The sequence below is a fragment of the Rhodococcus sp. WY5 genome (assembly GCF_018588185.1).
Classification (GTDB): Bacteria; Actinomycetota; Actinomycetes; order Mycobacteriales; family Mycobacteriaceae; genus Rhodococcus_F; species Rhodococcus_F qingshengii.
In genome coordinates this window covers 1641451-1659831 of record NZ_JAAMPR010000001.1, presented here as the reverse complement: position 1 = coordinate 1659831, position 18381 = coordinate 1641451, and the positions used below count along the sequence as shown (strand labels likewise).

Here is an 18381-nt window from a genome sequence, read left to right as displayed (position 1 = left end):
CTACTCGCTACCGAGCGCCTCGCGCGTCATCGCCCAAAGCTTCTGTCGCGCAGGCTCGGTCAGTGACAAAGACGGGATAGTGAGGAAGCCGTGGAACAATCCTTCGAAGCGATGATGGCGCACCGAAACGCCAGCCGTCGCGAGCATCTGCGCATACGCGTCACCTGACGAACACGGCGGATCGAGTTCGGCTGTCACGACGACAGCAGACGGAAGACCGGCGAGCGTCTCCGCACGCGTAGGAATCACACGGGCGTCGTCGCGACCTTCAGGCGCGTACTGCTGCCAGTACCATTCCATCGCTGCGGTGGTGTTGTAGTGACCCGTGCCGTAGAGCCGATACGACTCGGTTTCGAAGTCGTCGTCGATCACGGGGTAGATGAGAACCTGAAGGGCGATTTCCGGACCACCCCGATCCCGAGCGGCAATAGCCACGGTCGCCGCGAGGTTCCCTCCCGCACTGTCGCCCACAAGTGCGATTTTACCTGCGTCGGAACCGTATTCGGCAGCATGCTCGCTGGCCCACGCCACCGCGGCGTAGACGTCGTCGTGGGCTGCCGGTGCCGGATGCTCCGGCGCCAACCGATAGTCGACGGCAACCACTACTGCGCCGACTCCCTGCGCCATCGATCGACAGAATTCGTCGTGACTGTCCAGATCGCAGAACACGAAACCGCCCCCGTGAGCGAAGACCACGAGAGGAACGTCGTTCGAGGTTCCATGCGGACGAAAGACGCGAATTGCCAGATCTCCACCGGGACCGTCGATTACGTGATTCTCGACTGAAAGCATGTCGGGAAGACCCGTCAGCGGCGCACGTCGGTTCCGAATCAGAGTTCGTAGCTCCGACGGCGGGACACTGGTGACATCCGGGAATCCAGCGTTGAGGGTTGCAAGCATCGTGGTGACTTCCGCTTGAATCGTCATATCGTCTCCTGGTCTCTCAGCCCGGCGGGTGGCGCTACGTCTGCGCCGGCATCCGCGTTTGTCCACTTGGCGTGTGATCACGTCAACGTAGATCGCCCACCACCAAGCAAGGAACCCGCTCTCCCGATCAGTGGTCCGTTTCCGCCGACGAGCACCGGAGGCGTCCGATCCACAGGGTGGCCTTCTTCACAAAGCAGAAAAAACATGTCATCATTCCTAATCGAAATAGCCTTGTCCAGGGCAGTTGTCCAACTTGACTACGGGATAGCAGAGGGAACACATGTCGCTCCAGCTCGAGGTCGATCCCGCAACGCCGAACGCCTTCCTCGACCGAGTCTCTCTGCTACTGGATGCGTTCGGCGGTCGAGATCGTCTCACCCTCGCCGAGATTGTCCGACGAACCGGGCTTCCAAGGTCTTCAGCCCACCGCATACTCGACCATCTGGTCCAACTTCGGTGGCTGCACCGCAGCGGCCGCGATTACACGCTCGGGTTGCGGCTCGTGGAACTCGGCTCGTTGGCCGTGTACCAGGACAGACTTCACTCAGCTGCGCATCCGCACCTGTACGAATTGCACCGGCGTACCGGACTGATCGTCGAGATGACGATTCTCGACGGCTCAAATGTGGTGTGCCGCGCCCACATGGCAGGTCGTTTCGCCAGCATGATTCCGAATCGGATCGGTTTCAGCACGCGCGCAGACGGAACTCTCGTCGGCAGGGTCCTCCACACCTTCAACAACGAGCGAGGAGAGGCGGCCGACGAGGTCCGAAAAACCGGCGTGGGATACGGCCGTGACACGCCGATCGACGGATTCGGCACGATCGCCACTCCGATCGGCCCGATCGGCGTCGCGACCTCCGCGCTGTCGATCTGCGGACCGCTCCGACAAATGCCGCTCGACGAGCGGAACTCGCCTCTCACCGGGCTTCTTCGGGAAACAGCCGCTTCCCTGTGGCGAAATGCGGGCGTCCGGACCACCGAAAGCATGCGAGCTCAGTAGGCACGAAGACTGGGCACGAAAACCTCGACAGCACAATTCTATTGGCGTGGGGCAGAATCTGGAGAGTTGTACCTCCGCACGCTCAGATCAACTTCCAACTACCGGCATTGACGGGCTGCGGCAAGCCGAGAGAGTTGGCGTCGCCTTGCGCGAATCGAGCGGCGGCCTCATCGATGTCATCGAGCAACTGAGCGGCGAGGTCGATCTCCATCTGAAAATGGCGGCCTATCCATCGCAGACTCATCTCGGTAAATGCCCAGGCGGGTTCATTCTCCGAGTTATCGGCGTGTTCGATTGCCTTGAGCTTCTTTGCCTCGAGGTTGTCGATGTGATCGAGCACTATCGACTTGAGCTGATCGGGGTCGTTGAGGTGGCCGACCCACAGTCTCAACATCACTCCATGTTTGAGAACGGGGGTTTCGATCTCCGATCGGCGTGACCATGATCTGAGAGCCTCGATACCGGATTCGGTTATCGTGAACACTCGTCGACGACGCCCACCCGATTCCGAAACCTCCCGCGAACTGACGAATCCCAGCGTTTCCAGCTTTTTGAGCTCGGTATAGACCTGGCTCACCGACGGGCTCCAGTAATAGAACCCGATGCTCCAGTCGGCCCAGCTTTTCAGATCGCTGCCACTTAGTTCTTCTCCGAATGTGAGCATTCCCAGCACTGCCCAACTTGTCGCGGGCAATGCCGGGTAACACGCAGTTGCGGGATCAGGCACCGGCCCAGACTAACAAGACGTCGACCATCTGACACCGACTTGCCCACCGAGTGGTCTGTTCACGAATTCGTGCAATCAGAAAAGGTTCAATCGCAGTTCGGAGACACCGCGGATAAAGGCCGTGCCACCCCACGTCACTCCACCGTCGACGAGCTCGGTCTTCGGCGCTTTGTCGATCAACGCATTCAGGATGGTCTTGATCTCCAGCCGGGCCAACCACGCACCGAGGCAAGCGTGCGCACCGTGACCGAACGTGATGTGGTCCCGGACATTTGACCTCGACCAGTCCAATCTGTCCGCGTTCGGACCGAATCGAGTTTCATCGCGGTTTGCCGACGCCAGCCACGTCACAATGTGATTTCCGGCCGGAATCACCGCATCTCTCACCGCGTAATCCTCGGGAGCAATGCGAATCATCAACTGCGCCGTCGGCTCATAGCGCAGGACTTCTTCTACCGCGTGATCGAGCAGTGCCCTGTCGTCGACGAGTCGTTCCCACTGATCACGATGGCCCATAAGTGCATTCATGGTGAGACCGACCTGATTGACTGTGGTGTCCAGTCCGGCGATGACCAAAGTCTGCACGGTAGCGGCAACTTGATCCGGCCCGATTATCTCGCCTTCGTCGCCGGCGGAGATGAAGTCCGACAGGATGTCGTCGCCAAGATTGTTGCGCTTCCAAGCGATAACGTCCTGAAGGTGTGCCGAGAAATCACGCTGAGCGGAAATGTAGTCGCTGGTCTGCTCGGCAGTCAGAAACGGATCGAGTAGGTTGAGTCCCTTACGGGTCCACTCGAACATCGTATCGGTGTCGGCAGGTACGGGGATACCGAAAATTTCGCAGACAAGGCGAATCGGTAGCGGATGAGCAACTTCCGTCACCAGCTCGATCTCGGAGCCCCGTCCATGATCGGCAAGCAACTCGTCGACGATTTCCTTCGCCCGCGCGTCGTAACGCTTGATTGCCCTGGGCGTGAACGGGCGCGCCAGTAGCTTGCGCAATGCCAGATGGTCCGGCGGATCCAGCTTCGACAACGATGGGCGCAACAAGTAGGCGTCGCTGCCACCGGCCGCCTTGATCCGCATATTGCGCGGCGCCTCGAGTGCATACTGTTCCGACGAACTCAGCGACTTGTCCGCCAGTGCGCGTTTCACGTCGTCGTAGGCGAAAAGCATGTATACGCCATTCGAATGCTGTTGTACCGGAGCAACTTCTCGCGCAATCGCGTACCGCGCGTACGGATCGGACAGGAAGCCTGGCTCCGTTGGATCGACCAATCCCGTTCTGAGCCAATCCGTTGTGTCATGAACCGCACGCTCCGAACCCACCGGCGAAGTCATAGTCAACCTCTCGTCCTCGACAAAATCACTCACACAAGATCTGGCAGATCATTGACGCCCTCGTAAGAATCCACAGCCGAATACCACTGGTGACGAGCGTCAGCGCTGCGCTGAACTGAACTGCGCAGAGCTTCACAGTCGGACTACGAGGCAACCAACAAACCGCCCGCTGTATGGGAAATGAAGTCGCGCTCCGGACGTCGGGTTGCCACATTCTCACTGAGCGGGCGGGAAGGTGCGCTCCTTGCTGCTCGAGGACAGAATTCCCAGACGTCTTCGCCGTGAATCAGTAAGGCGGCGAGATCAATTCCGGGCAATCGTCCCGAGAAGTGATGCGAACCGGTGTCGAAGCAGATTGGAAATTGCGCATGACCGAATATGTGAACCGCGCTGTGCGAGTCGTTCGAGCTCCCCGCGGCTTGCCTGTCGTAGAAGATTTTCGGATCGACGAGGTTCCGATCCGGCCGCCCGCGGACGGCGAAGTTCTGTTCCGCGCCCACTATCTTTCGATCGATCCGGCGATACGAAGACGCCTACCGTCCACCAGCTCTGCCCCCGGGCCGTTGGGAGCTGTTGCCGGTATCGGCGACGTCGTCTTGGCTGGAGTAGTGCCTGCGCACTCCGGTTTGGACGGCATCGCAGTCGGCGAAGTGATTTCTTCGCGGCATCCTGACTTTGCGGCAGGTGATTTGGTTCGAGGCGGAACGCACTGGCAGATTTATCACACAATCAAAGGCGCTGCCCTGGACCGCATACCGAGGGAGAATCGAGCTTCCTTAGGAGATGAACTCGGAATTCTAGGACAGCCAGGATTTGTCGCACACTGCGGAATGCGGTTGGTCGCCGACGTCCGAGAGCGAGACACAGTCGTGGTTTCGGCGGCCGGCGGAGCAGTCGGCATGGTTGCAGGCCAAATCGCGAAGCTGGCGGGCGCCCGGGTGATCGGAATCGCCGGGGGTGAGAAGACCGAATACGTTGTGGAGGAATTGGGGTTCGACGCCTGCATAGATAGGAAGACGGCGAACATCGGCGAGCAGTTGGACGAATTGTGTCCGAAGGGCGTCGACGTCTATTTCGACAACGTCGGAGGCTCGATCACGCGAGCGGTTTTCGATCGCATGGCCGATTTCGGAAGGGTCGTCGTGTGCGGAATGATCAGCGAATACAACCAGGATGAAAGCGAAGTCGGGCCTCCCCTACGCCCTGTACTACGCAAACGTCTACGCATCGAAGGGTTCATCTGCTACGACCACTACGACCGGTACCCGGAGTACCGGGCGTGGGCGTCCGCTCGAATCGCCGAAGGTGGACTGCGCTACCGCAACGATGTCACCGAGGGCATCGAAAATGCCCCAGCGGCCTTGATCGGGCAGCTTTCGGGGCACAACCGGGGGAAGCAGTTGGTGATGATTTGACAAAGGGAGACCACACGTCGTTGTGTGGTCTCCCTTTTCGATTCGTTCAGCCGATCAGGCGTCAGCCTCTGGGCCGAGCATCTACCTTGTCGTCATCGTCGTCGCGCTCGCCGGTTGCGAGCTGGACGCCGGATTTCTCGATGCTGCCGTCAGCACCTGACTTCTCGAGGTCGATCGGTGCATCACCGGTCGCAACCTCTTCGGCCTCAGGCTCTTCCGGTAGCGGCTTCTTGAGACTCAGGATGATCGAGCCTGCCAACACCACGATGATCACCGCGAGGCTGACCAGTGAGGGAATCTCGGGGATCGACGTGCTGATCACCTTGTGGCTGGCCTGCATGATCAGCTTCACGCCGATGAAGGCGAGGATGATCGACAGACCCTTGGACAGGTAGTGGAACTTCTCGAGCAGGCCCGAGAGCAGGAAGTACAGGGCACGCAGACCCAAGATCGCAAACGCGTTGCTGGAGTACACGATGAATGGATCGTCACTCACTGCCAGCACTGCCGGGACACTGTCGACTGCGAACACGAGGTCGGCAGCTTCGATGGCGACGACGACGGCGAACAGTGGTGTTGCGACGCGCTTTCCGGCTTCCTTGACGAAGAACTTGGTTCCTGCGTATTCCTCGCGAACCGGCATGATCTTGCGCAGCAAGCGAACCGCCAGCGAGGTTCCCGGATCGAAGTTCTCGTCGTCGTCCTTGAGCAGCTTGTAGGCGCTGTAGAGCAGGATGGCGGCGAAGACGAACAGCACGGCCGTGAACTTGCTGACCACGGCAACGCCGGCGGCGAGGAAGATACCGCGGAAGATCAGGGCGCCGATGACACCGAAGAACAACACGCGGTGCTGGTATTCACGGGGCACCTTGAAGTAACCGAAGATCAGGGCGAACACGAACAGGTTGTCGACGGAGAGGCTCTTCTCCAACAGCCAGGCCGTGGTGAATTCGACGCCCGAGTTCACCCCCAAGGTCAGGGTGACGACCACCGCGAATACGAGAGACAAACCGACCCAGAGTGCACTCCACCAGGCCGCTTCCTTGAAGCCGATGACGTGCGCGCCGCGGTGGGCGAGCAGGTCGATGAGCAACATGACGACGATGACTGCGGCGAACGCGGCCCACGCCCACATGGGAACGTTCATCGCTGACCACCTACCCGAATGGCACTGATGACTGCGGTCACGGGGAGCTCCTTCACTGGGTTCGGACGGCCGTCTCGCCGTCTTCTCCAGTGTTCCTTGCCGACTTCTATCCATCCGGGTCGAAATATCGACGACTTTCACACCTGAAGTTGCCGAAACCATGCAATCTGAGGGTGTTGCGTCCGAAACCGCCGCTGGACGGCATCTTGTTCTAGCCTGGCAAGCATGAGCACCTCGTTGTACTACTCCGCCGTCCGCACCACACCGCTGACCGACGACGAGAAGGCCGAAGTCGACCGACTCATCGCCGTCCACAACGACGAATTTCCGTTCGACTACGAGGTCCTGGACCTCTATCCGTCGGATATCCCCGACACTCTGCTCAACGGTTCGACAAAGATCTCGAGCGACCCGACCGAGGTAATCCCTTCGCTCGTCTACTGGTTCAACGCTCTGACCGAACTCCGGCGAGCGGTGCCCGACGCAGACTGGGACGTTTCACTCGACGACACCCCCGCCGATTGGGATGACAGCTCCGGCTATTCGCTCCCCGGGCTCGACGACATGCAGTAGCGAGTCACGGGTTCGCCAGGAGGGCGGCTCCGTAGCTCTCCAGCGCGATGAGCGCCAACTCTGTTGGCAGCCGACGCTGGTCCACGCTGCGGTCTAACAGCTTTTCGGCCTGATCGAGTCGATACCGCACGGTGTTCTTGTGCAGACCGAGCGCCACGGCGGTAGCGGCTGCAGTGCAATTGTTCTCGTAATAGACCCGAACGGTGTCACGGATACGCGTCGTGACACCGTCCGCGCCGGCGAGTCCTTTCAATTCCCGGGCCACCAACGCACGCAGTTCGTCCAGATCTTCGGTGAGCAGACAGGGAACCTGAACATCTTCGTAGACGGTGACCCCCGGTGAACCCGTCGAACGGACCGCGATGCGCTGCGCGGCGAGAGCCTCGCGGTGACTGCGCGCGAATCCTTCCATTCCGTAACCGCTGGCCCCCACCGCGACACGGAGGTCCGAATTCCGAGCACGATCGAGCGCCGCCCACTCATGGTCGTCGAAATGCGCGACCCACGACCACACCTCGCGCGCCCCCGAAGGCAGCGTCAGCACGCGCTCGGCATTCGACTCGTCCACAAAGGAACGCGCATACGAATCCAATCGGGCCAATACGTCGGCGGCCGGATCGGTGTCGTCCGTCCAGAGAACAAACGCAGTGTGGTGGCGCCGCATCGGGTAGTCGAGAATCTGCGACACCTCATCGGAGTGAAATGCTTCGCCTGCGACAATCGCGTGCACCGTCTCGGACCGACGCGCAAAAGCGCCGCGCGCCAAGCTCTCACGCTCCTTCGCATACGTTGCCACCAACAATTCGGTGGTCACTTCCAGCCATCTCATCGCCGAACCCCACACTCGGACCAGAAGTGCGCGCTTGAGTTCCGGACCGATCGGGAGTGCTTCTATCGACTCGTCGACGAAGCCCAGCATCGCGAGCCGTCCGGCACCGTAGATCTTGAGCAGGACTCGAAGATCCATACCGCGCCTGGCAACGGTGAGTGCAAGCGCAACCGACTCCGGCGGCGGCGTGACCTCCTGGGAACCGCCCGCGATCGCGGCCACGATGACTCGAAGCTGCGCCGCAGTGCTCGCATCCACATCGCGTCGTAGCTCCCGATCACCCGCCACTTCAGGATTGGCCACCGCAATGGCGTCGTCGATGCGTTGAACGAAACCGTCGATCACCTCCGGCTGGAGATAGATGGGCGCGAGATTTGCAATCCAGCCGTCCAACTCCGATGTGTCCATGGCGCCTCCCCGACTTGTCACCCTGATTGTGACTTAGTCACAAATCTATCGTCTCACTTCGGCCAAGAAGCCCTAGCAACCCGGTTTCGACTGGTCCACAATCACATCCCTGCAGATTCATCTCACTGCAACCAACCCCTATCTTTGGAGACGCTGGAGTAAATGAACAAACCTTTCGACGGTCAGGTAGTGGTCATCACCGGCGGCGCCCGGGGCATCGGATACGCCACCGCGAAGCGGCTGATCAGCCTGGGTGCGACGGTCGCGATCGGCGACATCGACGAAGCCACTCTCGCGCGAGCAGCCAAGGATTTGGGCATCCGCACGTTCGGGCGCCTCGACGTCACCGACCCCGCCTCGTTCTTCGACTTCCTCGACACCGTCGAAGGTGAACTCGGCCCGATCGACGTGCTGGTCAACAATGCGGGCATCATGCCGGTCGGACGGATCGTCGACGAGGACGACTCCGTGACCAGACGCATCATCGAGATCGACGTCCTCGGCGTGATCACGGGAACCAAGCTCGCATTGCGACGGATGCTTCCGCGCGGACGTGGACACGTCATCAACATCGCTTCGCTTGCAGGCGAACTCCCGTGCCCCGGTTTGTCGACGTACTGCGGCGCCAAGCATGCGGTGTTGGGCTTCACCGATTCTGTCCGCAAGGAAGTTCGTGGCACCGGAGTTCACATCTCGTCCGTGCTGCCGACGCTCACCAACACCCAACTCACCTCGGGCACTTCGGGAATGAAGGGATTCCGAGAGGTTCAGCCGGAGGAAATCGCCGAAGCCGTCGTCGGCTTGATCACCAAACCGCGCCCACGCGTACGCATTACGCGGGTGTCCGGGCTGCTCGTGCAGGCACAGGGCTTCTTCCCCCGGCGGCCGTACGAGGCATTGAGCCGACTGTTCGGCGTCGAGACGCAGTTTCTCGGCGACGTCGACACCGCGGCACGTGCTGCCTACGAAGAACGCGCCCGCGCAAGCTGATCAGGTCAGCTCGGTGGCCGGCCAGTCGAGCAGCTTCGCACCCAGTACGGCAGCGTGGAGCGCGAAGCTGTCGTTGGGATCGTTGACGTTCTGACCGGTGAGTTCACGGATGCGGTCCAACCGGTACGTCACGGCGCGGACGGACAAATGCAGGTCTCGGGCGGTTTTAGCCGTATTGCCGCCGGCGGAAAAGTACGCGAGCAGTGTGTCGATCATCGGTCCAGCGCCACCACGCGCCTCGAGCAGCGGTGTGAGAAGGGTGTGGATCAGGTCGGTGACCGCCGGTCTGTCGTTGACCAGAACCCGGTAGACCAGCAGGTCACGAGCATCGATGATCGGTGCGGTCAACGACAGGCGCTGCGCCAGGTCCAGTGCGTCCAGCGCCTCCCGGTACGACGCCACCACGCCCGAAGCGGTGGTTCGAGGGCGCCCGACAGCGATCTGCCACGTGCCGTCCAAAGGACGCCGCTGCAACTGCACTCGCCCGTCGTCATCGGTCCCCGGCCCGAGAGCCGACCGAATCCCTGCCAGCACGTGGTCGACGGCATCGCGATCCGGCGCCGCGAAAACGACCACCAGTTTGCCGCTCTTGCTGGCGACCAACGCATCGGCGTCACCCTTGCTACCCAGAACGGCACGTTCGACGGCGCGCACCAAAGGGTTGTCGTCGGTGAACTCACGGGCGGCGGTCACTACCGCCACGGCATGCGGACCACTGAGGTGGAGACCGAATCCTGAAGCGCGATCCAACAATCCGACGACGTCAGCGCCGCCGGTCAACAAGTCGTCGACGAACTCGCGGCGTGCCGATACCTGCGAGCGGACCAGAGAACGTCTGGCCAACTGAAACCCTTCGGCCAGTTCGGCGACGGCATCGTCGACGGCACGCAGCATCACTTCGCCGGCCGCGACGACGGCGTTCGGATCCGATTGTGCCGCAATAACAGCAGGCAGTTCACGCCACAGACGCCAGGCCGAGGAGAGATACAGATCGAGCAGGGCTCGCAAGGCGACACCCTGCTGCGCTGCTTCTTCCCCGCGAGCGCGGAAGCGGTGCAGCTGGCGACGCTGCAGCGGTTTCCCTTCACAGACAGCGTCGCTGAGCACGTCGAGGAAATCACCCAGCAGTTCGACGGGCAGGCCACCGGCGTCATCGGCCCCCGCCGCGGCAACCCGGCGTATGGCGTCGTCAGGTACCCCGGTTCGGCTCACCCTCGCATTCTCTCACTGCCGGCAGCATTGCCTGGCGTCACGAAAGGCGCATCGAACCCGTGTCGATGTACCGCTGATGGAACGAGAATGCCTCGCCCAGGATGTGCGGCGTCTGCCCCGCACCCGGTTGAGCGTCGGCGCGAGCGATGTAATCGTGGAGCAGTGGCCGGAATTCCGGGTGAGCACACTTGTCGACGATCAGGCGCGCGCGTCGCCGCGGCGACAGACCTCGCAGATCCGCCAACCCCTGCTCGGTCACCAACACCTGAGTGTCGTGCTCGGTGTGGTCGACGTGCGGAACCATCGGCACGATCGCCGAGATCTCACCGCCGCGGGCCGTCGACGGGCTCAGGAACATGGACACGTAGCCGTTGCGGGCGAAGTCCCCCGAGCCGCCGATTCCGTTCATGATCTTCGTCCCCATGACGTGCGTCGAGTTCACGTTGCCGTAGATGTCGGCTTCGAGCATGCCGTTCATGGCGATGATTCCGAGCCTGCGCACCACCTCCGGGTGGTTGCTGATCTCCTGCGGACGGAGCGTGATGTGGTGGCGGTAGAAGTCGATGTTCGCGGTCAGTTCTTCGATGCCCTCTTCGGTGAGCGCCAAAGCCGTCGACGACGCATGCGCGACGGTTCCGTCCTTGATCAGCTTCAGCATCCCGTCCTGGATGACCTCGGAGTAGCAGGTCAGGCCGCGATACGGCCCCCGATCGAGCCCTCCGAGCACCGCGTTGGCGACATTGCCGATGCCCGCCTGCAGCGGAAGCAACGTATCGGCCGGCATCCGTCCGGCGCGCACCTCGAAGTCGAAGAATTCCAGGACGTGGCCGGCGATCGCCTCACTGACGGCGTCGGGTGCAGTGAGAGGGCTCGCGCTGTCACGGCAGTTGGTCTCGACAACGGCCACAACCTTCGTGGGATCCACTCGGAACGTGGTCTGGCCGATCCGGTCCTCGACACGAATGATCTCGAGCGGCTTGCGATGCGGCGGCAGCGCGGTGCCGTAATAGACGTCGTGAATACCTTCCATCGCCTCGGGCACCCACGAGTTGACTTCGAGGATGACTCTGTCGGCGACGTCCAGCCAGGTCTTGTTGTTGCCAATCGACGCGGAGGGAATCAATTCCCCTGATTCGGTGATACCGGCGACCTCGACCACCGCGACGTCTACGTTGCCGTAGTAGCCCTCCCACACCTGCTGAGCCACGTGGGAGAGATGGATGTCCACGTAGTCCATACGACCCTCGTTGATCCGGCGACGTGCGGTGGCCTCGGACTGATACGGCATGCGCAGCGCGATTCCGTCGACCTCCGCGAGCAGCCTTTCGGTCTCGGTGGACACAGAAGCGCCGGTCAGGAGATTGATCGTGAAGTTCGATCCGTTGCCGCGGGTCCGGTGAATACGCTCGGCCAGGGCCGGAATGACAACCTTGGGTGTACCGGCGCTCGCGAAACCGCTGATCGCGACGGTGTCGCCCGGGTTGATGAACTTCACGGCGTCGGACGCAGACATCACCTTCGACGCAAACGCTGTGGCGCGAATGCGGTTGGAGGTGGCGTTGTGTCCGGTCTCACCGAAGGTTGAACTCACGGCACCAGGATAAGCAGGGCACGTCGAAGCGATTTACGGGGATAACCCAGACAGAATCGCTCCGACGTGCTATGTGCACCGATCAGTTGACGACGCCGTACACGCCTTCGCCGACCAGGCTCGCAATTCGATATTTCTGGATCTTGCCCGACCCTGTCAGTGGGAACGCCTCCGCGCTGAACCACTCCTTGGGCGCCTTGTGGCGCGCCAGTCGCTCGGTGCAGAACTCGACCAGCTCGGCGGCGGTCGGTTGGTCGGACTCGTCCTTCCAGCGGATGACGGCGACAACTCGCTCACCCCACACCTCGTCGGGCACACCCACGACCGCCACGTCGAGAATCTTCGGATGTGTGAAGATCACGGACTCGACCTCACGCGGATAGATGTTCTCACCGCCGCGGATGATCATGTCCTTGAGGCGGCCGGTAACCCGGACGTATCCACGTTCGTCCATCGTCCCCAAATCGCCGGTATGCAACCAACCGTCCTTGTCCACGGTGTCGGCCGAAGCCTCCGGATTACGGAAGTACTCGGTCATGACGAGGTACCCGCGCGCGCAGATCTCGCCTTGTTCGCCGAGCGGCACGCTGTCCCCGGTCACGACGTCGGAGATCTTCACTTCGACCTGCGGCAACGCGAGTCCGACCGTCTCCGACTTGTCCTCGGGGGTGTCGGCCGGGCTGGTCTGTGTGATGACGGGGCTGGCCTCGGTCTGTCCGTAGACGATGCTGAACCCCGCCCCGAAGGCCGACTCCACCGTGCTGACGAGTTCGGGCGGGACCGACGACCCGCCGGATACGACCACCGAACAGGCCGAAAAGTCGCGACTCGCGAAGCTGGCGTCGTTGATCATCGCGATCAGCATCGTCGGCACTCCACTGACCACGTCAGCGTGAAAGCGTTCCGCCGCATCGAGAACCGCAGTCGGATCGAAGTACTGGATCAGGCCGATGGACATTCTTCGCTGCGCGGCGCCGAGAACCAGGATGCCGCACCCGGCGGTGTGGAACAGCGGCATGGCCGACACAACCGAACCCCGCTCAGGGAATCGGCCTCTCCGACTCACAAAATCGGCATTGTTGACCAATCCGCGGTGATGCAACAGAGCACCTTTGGGAACTCCGGTGGTTCCCGACGTGTACTGGATCTGCGCATTGTCGTCAGGCGAGACTTCCGGCAGAGCGCCCCGTTCGCCCGCCCAACCTCGAACCTGGCGATCCCACTCCTCGAAGTTGACTGCGAGAACTTCTTCTCCCGAAATCGAAATCGCCTCGGATGCAACCGCTGCCATATCGCCACCGCGGAACTTTCCGGTGTGGAAGAGCCCCCGAGACTGGGACTGCGACAAGACGTACGCCAGCTCCTCCGCACCCAACGCCGGATTGGCGGTCACCAGAACCATTCCGGCGAGCGCGGCGCCGTATTGCAGAATCATCCATTCCGGAACGTTCGGAGCCCAGACGGTGATCCTGTCTCCGCGATCGAACTGGGACAAGAGGTAGTGCGCACACCCCTCCGCTTCGTCCAGCAGTTGCGCGAAGGTCCACGTGCGATCGGTTTCAGCCGCCCCGGAAAGCGAATGCGATTGCGTCGGAACCACTTCTCTGATTGCAATCAGATTCGGCGAGTCCGCGGCGCACTCTCGCAGCAGCCCACCCACCGTTTGCTCCTCTATCGGGTCAGACACGTCAGCGGGGAAGTACGACGTTTCGAGAACACTGCTCATCTCACATCCACTTTCTATCGAGGAGGGGTGTCGGACGCGGGGAGCGGCCCGCCTCCGTCTGGAATCTTGCGTCCGGAATCGCGGTACTGAACCGCGGCATGGAATCCGTCGCGCTCGGCAAAATCCTTGAACCAGCGCCCTTCCGGCGAGTGACGCGTAATTCCGTCGAACAGGGTTGCCAGCACCTGGGTGCCCTGCAGCCCCATGTTGTCGTACGCCTGGTTGATCATCATCTTCTGCATGGCCAACTGATTGAGCGGAACACCGGCGATGCGATCCGCCAACGCTTCCACCGCCGAGTCCAATTCGTCGGCCGGCACCGCTTCGAGCGCCAATCCCCAGTCAGCCGCAGTGACACCGTCAATGGTGTCTCCCGTCAACAGCATTCGCTTGGCACGCTGGGCGCCGAGCCGGTACACCCACATCGCCGTCGTCGGGCAACCCCACACACGCGCAGGCGGGTATCCGATGCGAGCGTCGTCGGCCATGATCAGCATGTCGCAGGACAGCGCGATGTCACTCCCACCGGCAATCGCATATCCCTGAACCTTGCAGATCGTCGGCTTGAGCGATCGCCAGAGCGTGAAGAAGTCGTCGGTGTTCTGCTTCATCCCGCGAAAGTCCTTGATGGGGTCCCAGACCGGGCCCTGGTTCCACTTTCCGTCAAGGTCGCCTTCGGCAAACTTCTTGAGGTCGTACCCGGCACAAAACGCCTTGCCCGCACCTTGCAAGACGATCACACGGACCTCGTCGTCGTCATTGGCTGCTGCCACCGCGTTTCGAATGTCCGACGGCATCCGGTCGTCGATCGCGTTGAGCCGATCGGGACGGTTGAGCGTGATATACGCTTTACCACCGGACGTCTCGTACTTCAGGGTCGCAAAATCCGTCATCATCGGTCCTGTCGACAGAGCGCGCCTCGCTCGGAACGAGTTGCGCTAGTTCTGGGTGAGGAGCAGGCGAACGACGCCTGCCCATTGACTGATCGAACGACGCGCAGACGCGTCGCTCTTCTGCACTGCCCGGGACAGCGCCAAACCACGGAGCATCAGCACCGTCAGATCTGCAATCTGCGAATAGTTCTCGGAAGCAACAATTTCGGGACCGAAAGCATCGTGGACAACTCGCCGCAGATCCCGTCCGGCGATTCGCTCCGATTCCCGGAGCACCTCGGCCAACACCGGATCCGTCCGCGCTGCGGACCACAGTTCGAGTTCCGCTTGAAATGGCGGCTGAGTCAACGCCGAATACAGAGCGGAGATCGAGTTCTCGATCGTGTCAACCGACGAATCCTGCCGAGACATGGCAGCTCTTACCGCCACCTCGTTCCGTACGACGATGTTCGACACCAACGCCGCAGTGAGCTCCTGCATGTTCGGAAAGTGGTGCAGCAGAGCGCCCCGACTGACTCCGGCAGCGGTTTGCACCGACTGCGCCGTCAGAGATGAATAACCGTCCGCTATCAGTAAATCCGTTGCCGCATCGAGAATCCGGTGGCGCGTCGCTTCGCGCTGCGCATCGCGCAGGGTCACGGTCTCACCTCCAACTTCTCGAGTGGCATGGATCACAGTTTCACAGTCCATTCAGACTGTCAATGGCCGAAAGCCTCCGGCGTACTCTCGATGCACCGGCCCTTCGGACTGATCGGAGCAACACGTGACGACCTCACCGCCGACCGTCTCGCTGACGCTCGACCAACTTGCTTCACGCGCTGCTTCCCTGATCACCGACGACGGTCGGAGAATCCTCGGCATCACGGGCGCACCGGGAGCCGGAAAGTCGACGGTGTCACAGGCAATTGTGCGGAAATTAGGTTCTCGTTGCTCCATCGTCGAGATGGACGGTTTTCATCTTGCCAATCGGGAACTCGACCGACTCGGCAGGCATGAACGCAAAGGCGCACCGGACACCTTCGACGTCGACGGCTACGCGGCTCTACTACGCCGACTCCGAGCCTCGAACTCGACGGTCTATGCTCCGGTCTTCGATCGCGAGTTCGACGAATCAATAGGCAGCACAACGGCTGTCGATCCATGTACACCGCTGGTAGTCACCGAGGGGAACTATCTCCTCCTACCCAGTGGTGGATGGCAGGAAGTGCGAGCAGCACTCGACGAGGTCTGGTATCTCGACGTTCCGGAGGAAACTCGGACGAAGCGCTTGGTGAAACGCCACAGCCGCTTCGGAAAGAGTTCCGAAGCGGCTGCAGAGTGGGTGAAACGGGTAGATCAGCCGAACGCCGAGTTGATCAGCGCAGTCAGGCCACGCGCGGATCTGATCGTCAGAATCGAACGGTCCGAGCCTCACTGATGTCAGCTGAAAACCTAAGAACCGCCGCCGGTTCCGAGAAAAGTGGCCAGCCCGGCAACTCCGGCGATTCCGCCGAATATCGCCGCCAATGCACCGGCGACGGTGATAACGCTGTCGAGCGCTTTGAGATCGGTGTCGGATGAACCCATGGCAGTCTCCTGGAGTCAGAATTGAAAGTGGGGTTGAATGTGCGCCGAAGTGCGCAATGTTGCACACGTCACTTTACCGGCATTCGCGACCCGAATCAACGAAAATTCTCTCTAAACATGTTGCACTGCAACATATTCAAACAGCAGCTTGCAGGTCCACCGAGGCACGACGACGGCCACCGTCCCGCAGCGCGGGCAGGTGGCCATCGTTGGATATTGCCGAGGAGTCAGACGCTCGTCACATGCATGACGTGCTTGGCCCTCGTGTACTCCGCCAGTGCGAGCTCCGACAGATCCTTGCCGTAACCCGACCCAGCGAAGCCACCGTGAGGCATCTCAGCGGCGAGCATTCCGTGGGCTCCCACCCAGACGCAGCCGAAGTCCAGTTCGGCCGTCATCCTCATCGCGGTGCCGTGGTCGGACGTCCACACGCTCGACGCGAGAGCGTACTTGGTCCCGTTCGCAAGTTCGATCGCTTCAGCCTCGGTGGAGAACGACTGTACGGTGACAACCGGCCCGAATATCTCTTCCTGGACCAGTTCATCTTCCTGCTGCACCCCGGAAATAACAGTCGGCAGATAGAAAAACCCTGGTCCAGCTGGCTTTCCCCCGCCAATACATACGTTCGTATTTGCTGAGCGTCTCTCTACCAACTCCGCCACTCGATCACGGTGAGCGCGGCTGACCAGGGGGCCGAGACAATCGCCCGATTCCGGTCCGCCCAACCTCAAGTCCGCGGCCGCAGCCGTCAACTTCTCGGTGAACTCCTCCGCAACCTCCTCTTGAACGAGAATCCTCGTCGCAGCGGTGCAATCTTGACCGCTGTTGTAAAAGGCCCCGGCAACAATCCCCGCGACTGCGCCGTCGAGGTCCGCGTCGGCGAAAACAACGGCGGGTGCCTTGCCTCCGAGTTCGAGATGCAACAGCTTGACGTCTTCCGACGCGGCCTTTGCGACCGAAATACCCGCTCTCGTCGATCCCGTCAGCGCAATCATCCGAGGAACCGGATGAGCGACGAGCGCGGCTCCGGTATCGCGATCGCCGCACACTACGTTCAACACCCCGGGCGGATAGATCTGCGCTGCAAGCACTCCCAGCATCACCGCGGTTTCCGGCGTCTCCTCGGCCGGCTTGAGCACGAGGGTGTTTCCCGTCGCGAGTGCCGGCGCGATCTTCCAGACCGCCATCATCAACGGGTAGTTCCAAGGAGCGATCGCACCGATCACGCCAATGGGTTCACGTCTGACATAAGACGTAGCACCCTCCGTGTACTCCATTGCGGCAACGCCCGGCAGAGAGCGGGCAATACCCGCGAAGTACCGCAGAAAGTCAACACACTGCGGGATCTCGTCGTCTCGCACCTGCCTGAGAGGCTTGCCGGTACTGCGGCATTCGACCTCGAGGAAATATTTCGCGTTTGCTTCCAGCGCGTCCGCGAGGGCCAGCAGCAACTCCTGACGGCGCGCAGGGGTGGACCGGCGCCAGGACCGCGCAGCCTTCTCGGACGAACGGCAGGCTCGGTCGACGTCATCGGCGGAACCGACGGCAGCACGGGCGTATACATTGTCGGTCACCGGATCGACCAGCACGGAAAGTCTACCTGCCGGGCTCTCGCACGTTCCGTTGATCACGTGACCAAACGCTGCGACAGTCATCGAAGTTTCCACCGTCATGAGCGCGATCCGGGGAGCGCGACGAAGAACTTCTTCGACGGCTCAACCGTCTCCCAGGTACCGCGAAACGACTGCGGCACGAAAAATGCTTCCCCAGCGGAGAATTCGCGACGGTTTCCATCGAGGTCGATCAGCGCCACCCGGCCGCTGATCATGATGCAGACCTCGTCGTACGGATACGGGTCGCACAAGAGCGTGCCGGGCTCGCCTTCCCAACCACCGCCGAAGTATTCCCCGTTCGGATCTCCGAACGACCTCCATTCGGATTCCGACCAGTTCGGGCTCGCGTCGTCACCCCACTCCGGGATGAACCGCGTCCCCTGCCCTGGCCCGAACATTCGAATGTCGTTGACACTCATG

Annotated in this window: 18 protein-coding genes; 5 read left to right on the top strand and 13 right to left on the bottom strand. The window is 61.4% G+C overall.

What is annotated here, in order from left to right; genetic code table 11:
- On the bottom strand, window positions 1-927 hold the full coding sequence (locus G4D79_RS07560) for an alpha/beta hydrolase (RefSeq protein ID WP_007730522.1): 927 nt from the start codon (window positions 925-927) through the stop codon (window positions 1-3).
- A 280-nt stretch (window positions 928-1207) separates the two neighbouring features.
- Here G4D79_RS07560 and G4D79_RS07555 point away from each other — a divergent pair, with 280 nt between their 5' ends.
- Entirely contained in the window at window positions 1208-1930 is a 723-nt protein-coding gene (locus G4D79_RS07555; RefSeq protein WP_007730520.1) for an IclR family transcriptional regulator, read from the top strand.
- Window positions 1931-2012: 82 nt separating this feature from the next.
- Here G4D79_RS07555 and G4D79_RS07550 read toward each other — a convergent pair whose 3' ends face one another.
- Both G4D79_RS07550 and G4D79_RS07545 read right to left on the bottom strand, forming a co-directional pair.
- A complete protein-coding gene (locus G4D79_RS07550) occupies window positions 2013-2594 on the bottom strand; it encodes a PadR family transcriptional regulator (RefSeq protein ID WP_065352790.1) in 582 nt (193 codons plus the stop codon).
- 138 nt (window positions 2595-2732) lie between these two features.
- Entirely contained in the window at window positions 2733-3998 is a 1266-nt protein-coding gene (locus G4D79_RS07545) for a cytochrome P450 (RefSeq protein WP_099697170.1), read from the bottom strand.
- A 368-nt stretch (window positions 3999-4366) separates the two neighbouring features.
- Between G4D79_RS07545 and G4D79_RS07540 the strand changes: the two genes are divergently transcribed.
- Window positions 4367-5413, top strand: a complete 1047-nt coding sequence (locus G4D79_RS07540; RefSeq protein ID WP_099697259.1) for an NADP-dependent oxidoreductase — start codon at window positions 4367-4369, stop codon at window positions 5411-5413.
- 61 nt (window positions 5414-5474) lie between these two features.
- Here G4D79_RS07540 and G4D79_RS07535 read toward each other — a convergent pair whose 3' ends face one another.
- Window positions 5475-6560, bottom strand: coding sequence for a TerC family protein (locus G4D79_RS07535; protein WP_003942925.1), 1086 nt, complete (start codon window positions 6558-6560; stop codon window positions 5475-5477).
- Window positions 6561-6785: 225 nt separating this feature from the next.
- Between G4D79_RS07535 and G4D79_RS07530 the strand changes: the two genes are divergently transcribed.
- On the top strand, window positions 6786-7133 hold the full coding sequence (locus G4D79_RS07530) for a hypothetical protein (protein ID WP_030536118.1): 348 nt from the start codon (window positions 6786-6788) through the stop codon (window positions 7131-7133).
- A gap of 4 nt (window positions 7134-7137) precedes the next feature.
- Here the strand turns inward: G4D79_RS07530 and G4D79_RS07525 are convergent, their stop codons facing one another.
- Window positions 7138-8370, bottom strand: coding sequence for a CdaR family transcriptional regulator (locus G4D79_RS07525; RefSeq protein ID WP_099697171.1), 1233 nt, complete (start codon window positions 8368-8370; stop codon window positions 7138-7140).
- A 162-nt stretch (window positions 8371-8532) separates the two neighbouring features.
- Between G4D79_RS07525 and G4D79_RS07520 the strand changes: the two genes are divergently transcribed.
- Window positions 8533-9360 carry an SDR family oxidoreductase gene (locus G4D79_RS07520; RefSeq protein WP_003942902.1) on the top strand — a complete coding sequence of 276 codons (828 nt, stop codon included), beginning with the start codon at window positions 8533-8535 and terminating at the stop codon, window positions 9358-9360.
- Here the strand turns inward: G4D79_RS07520 and G4D79_RS07515 are convergent, their stop codons facing one another.
- From G4D79_RS07515 to G4D79_RS07495, 5 genes are all read right to left on the bottom strand, one after another.
- Window positions 9361-10572: a CdaR family transcriptional regulator gene (locus tag G4D79_RS07515; RefSeq protein WP_007730515.1), complete on the bottom strand. Its 1212-nt coding sequence runs from the start codon at window positions 10570-10572 to the stop codon at window positions 9361-9363.
- A gap of 37 nt (window positions 10573-10609) precedes the next feature.
- Window positions 10610-12163: an acetyl-CoA hydrolase/transferase family protein gene (locus tag G4D79_RS07510; RefSeq protein ID WP_064443596.1), complete on the bottom strand. Its 1554-nt coding sequence runs from the start codon at window positions 12161-12163 to the stop codon at window positions 10610-10612.
- Window positions 12164-12245: 82 nt separating this feature from the next.
- Window positions 12246-13889, bottom strand: a complete 1644-nt coding sequence (locus tag G4D79_RS07505) for an AMP-binding protein (RefSeq protein WP_099697172.1) — start codon at window positions 13887-13889, stop codon at window positions 12246-12248.
- A 14-nt stretch (window positions 13890-13903) separates the two neighbouring features.
- On the bottom strand, window positions 13904-14782 hold the full coding sequence (locus G4D79_RS07500; protein ID WP_223304467.1) for a crotonase/enoyl-CoA hydratase family protein: 879 nt from the start codon (window positions 14780-14782) through the stop codon (window positions 13904-13906).
- A 45-nt stretch (window positions 14783-14827) separates the two neighbouring features.
- Window positions 14828-15421: a TetR/AcrR family transcriptional regulator gene (locus tag G4D79_RS07495; RefSeq protein WP_007730510.1), complete on the bottom strand. Its 594-nt coding sequence runs from the start codon at window positions 15419-15421 to the stop codon at window positions 14828-14830.
- A gap of 124 nt (window positions 15422-15545) precedes the next feature.
- Between G4D79_RS07495 and G4D79_RS07490 the strand changes: the two genes are divergently transcribed.
- Window positions 15546-16199 carry a nucleoside/nucleotide kinase family protein gene (locus G4D79_RS07490; RefSeq protein WP_064687876.1) on the top strand — a complete coding sequence of 218 codons (654 nt, stop codon included), beginning with the start codon at window positions 15546-15548 and terminating at the stop codon, window positions 16197-16199.
- 14 nt (window positions 16200-16213) lie between these two features.
- Here G4D79_RS07490 and G4D79_RS34945 read toward each other — a convergent pair whose 3' ends face one another.
- From G4D79_RS34945 to G4D79_RS07480, 3 genes are all read right to left on the bottom strand, one after another.
- A complete protein-coding gene (locus G4D79_RS34945; RefSeq protein ID WP_003942853.1) occupies window positions 16214-16348 on the bottom strand; it encodes a hypothetical protein in 135 nt (44 codons plus the stop codon).
- Window positions 16349-16575: 227 nt separating this feature from the next.
- Window positions 16576-18021: an aminobutyraldehyde dehydrogenase gene (locus G4D79_RS07485; protein WP_064075032.1), complete on the bottom strand. Its 1446-nt coding sequence runs from the start codon at window positions 18019-18021 to the stop codon at window positions 16576-16578.
- Window positions 18018-18380: a cupin domain-containing protein gene (locus G4D79_RS07480; RefSeq protein WP_007730501.1), complete on the bottom strand. Its 363-nt coding sequence runs from the start codon at window positions 18378-18380 to the stop codon at window positions 18018-18020. The genes G4D79_RS07485 and G4D79_RS07480 overlap by 4 nt, the downstream gene beginning before the upstream one ends.
- Between the last annotated feature and the right edge of the window lies 1 nt (window position 18381).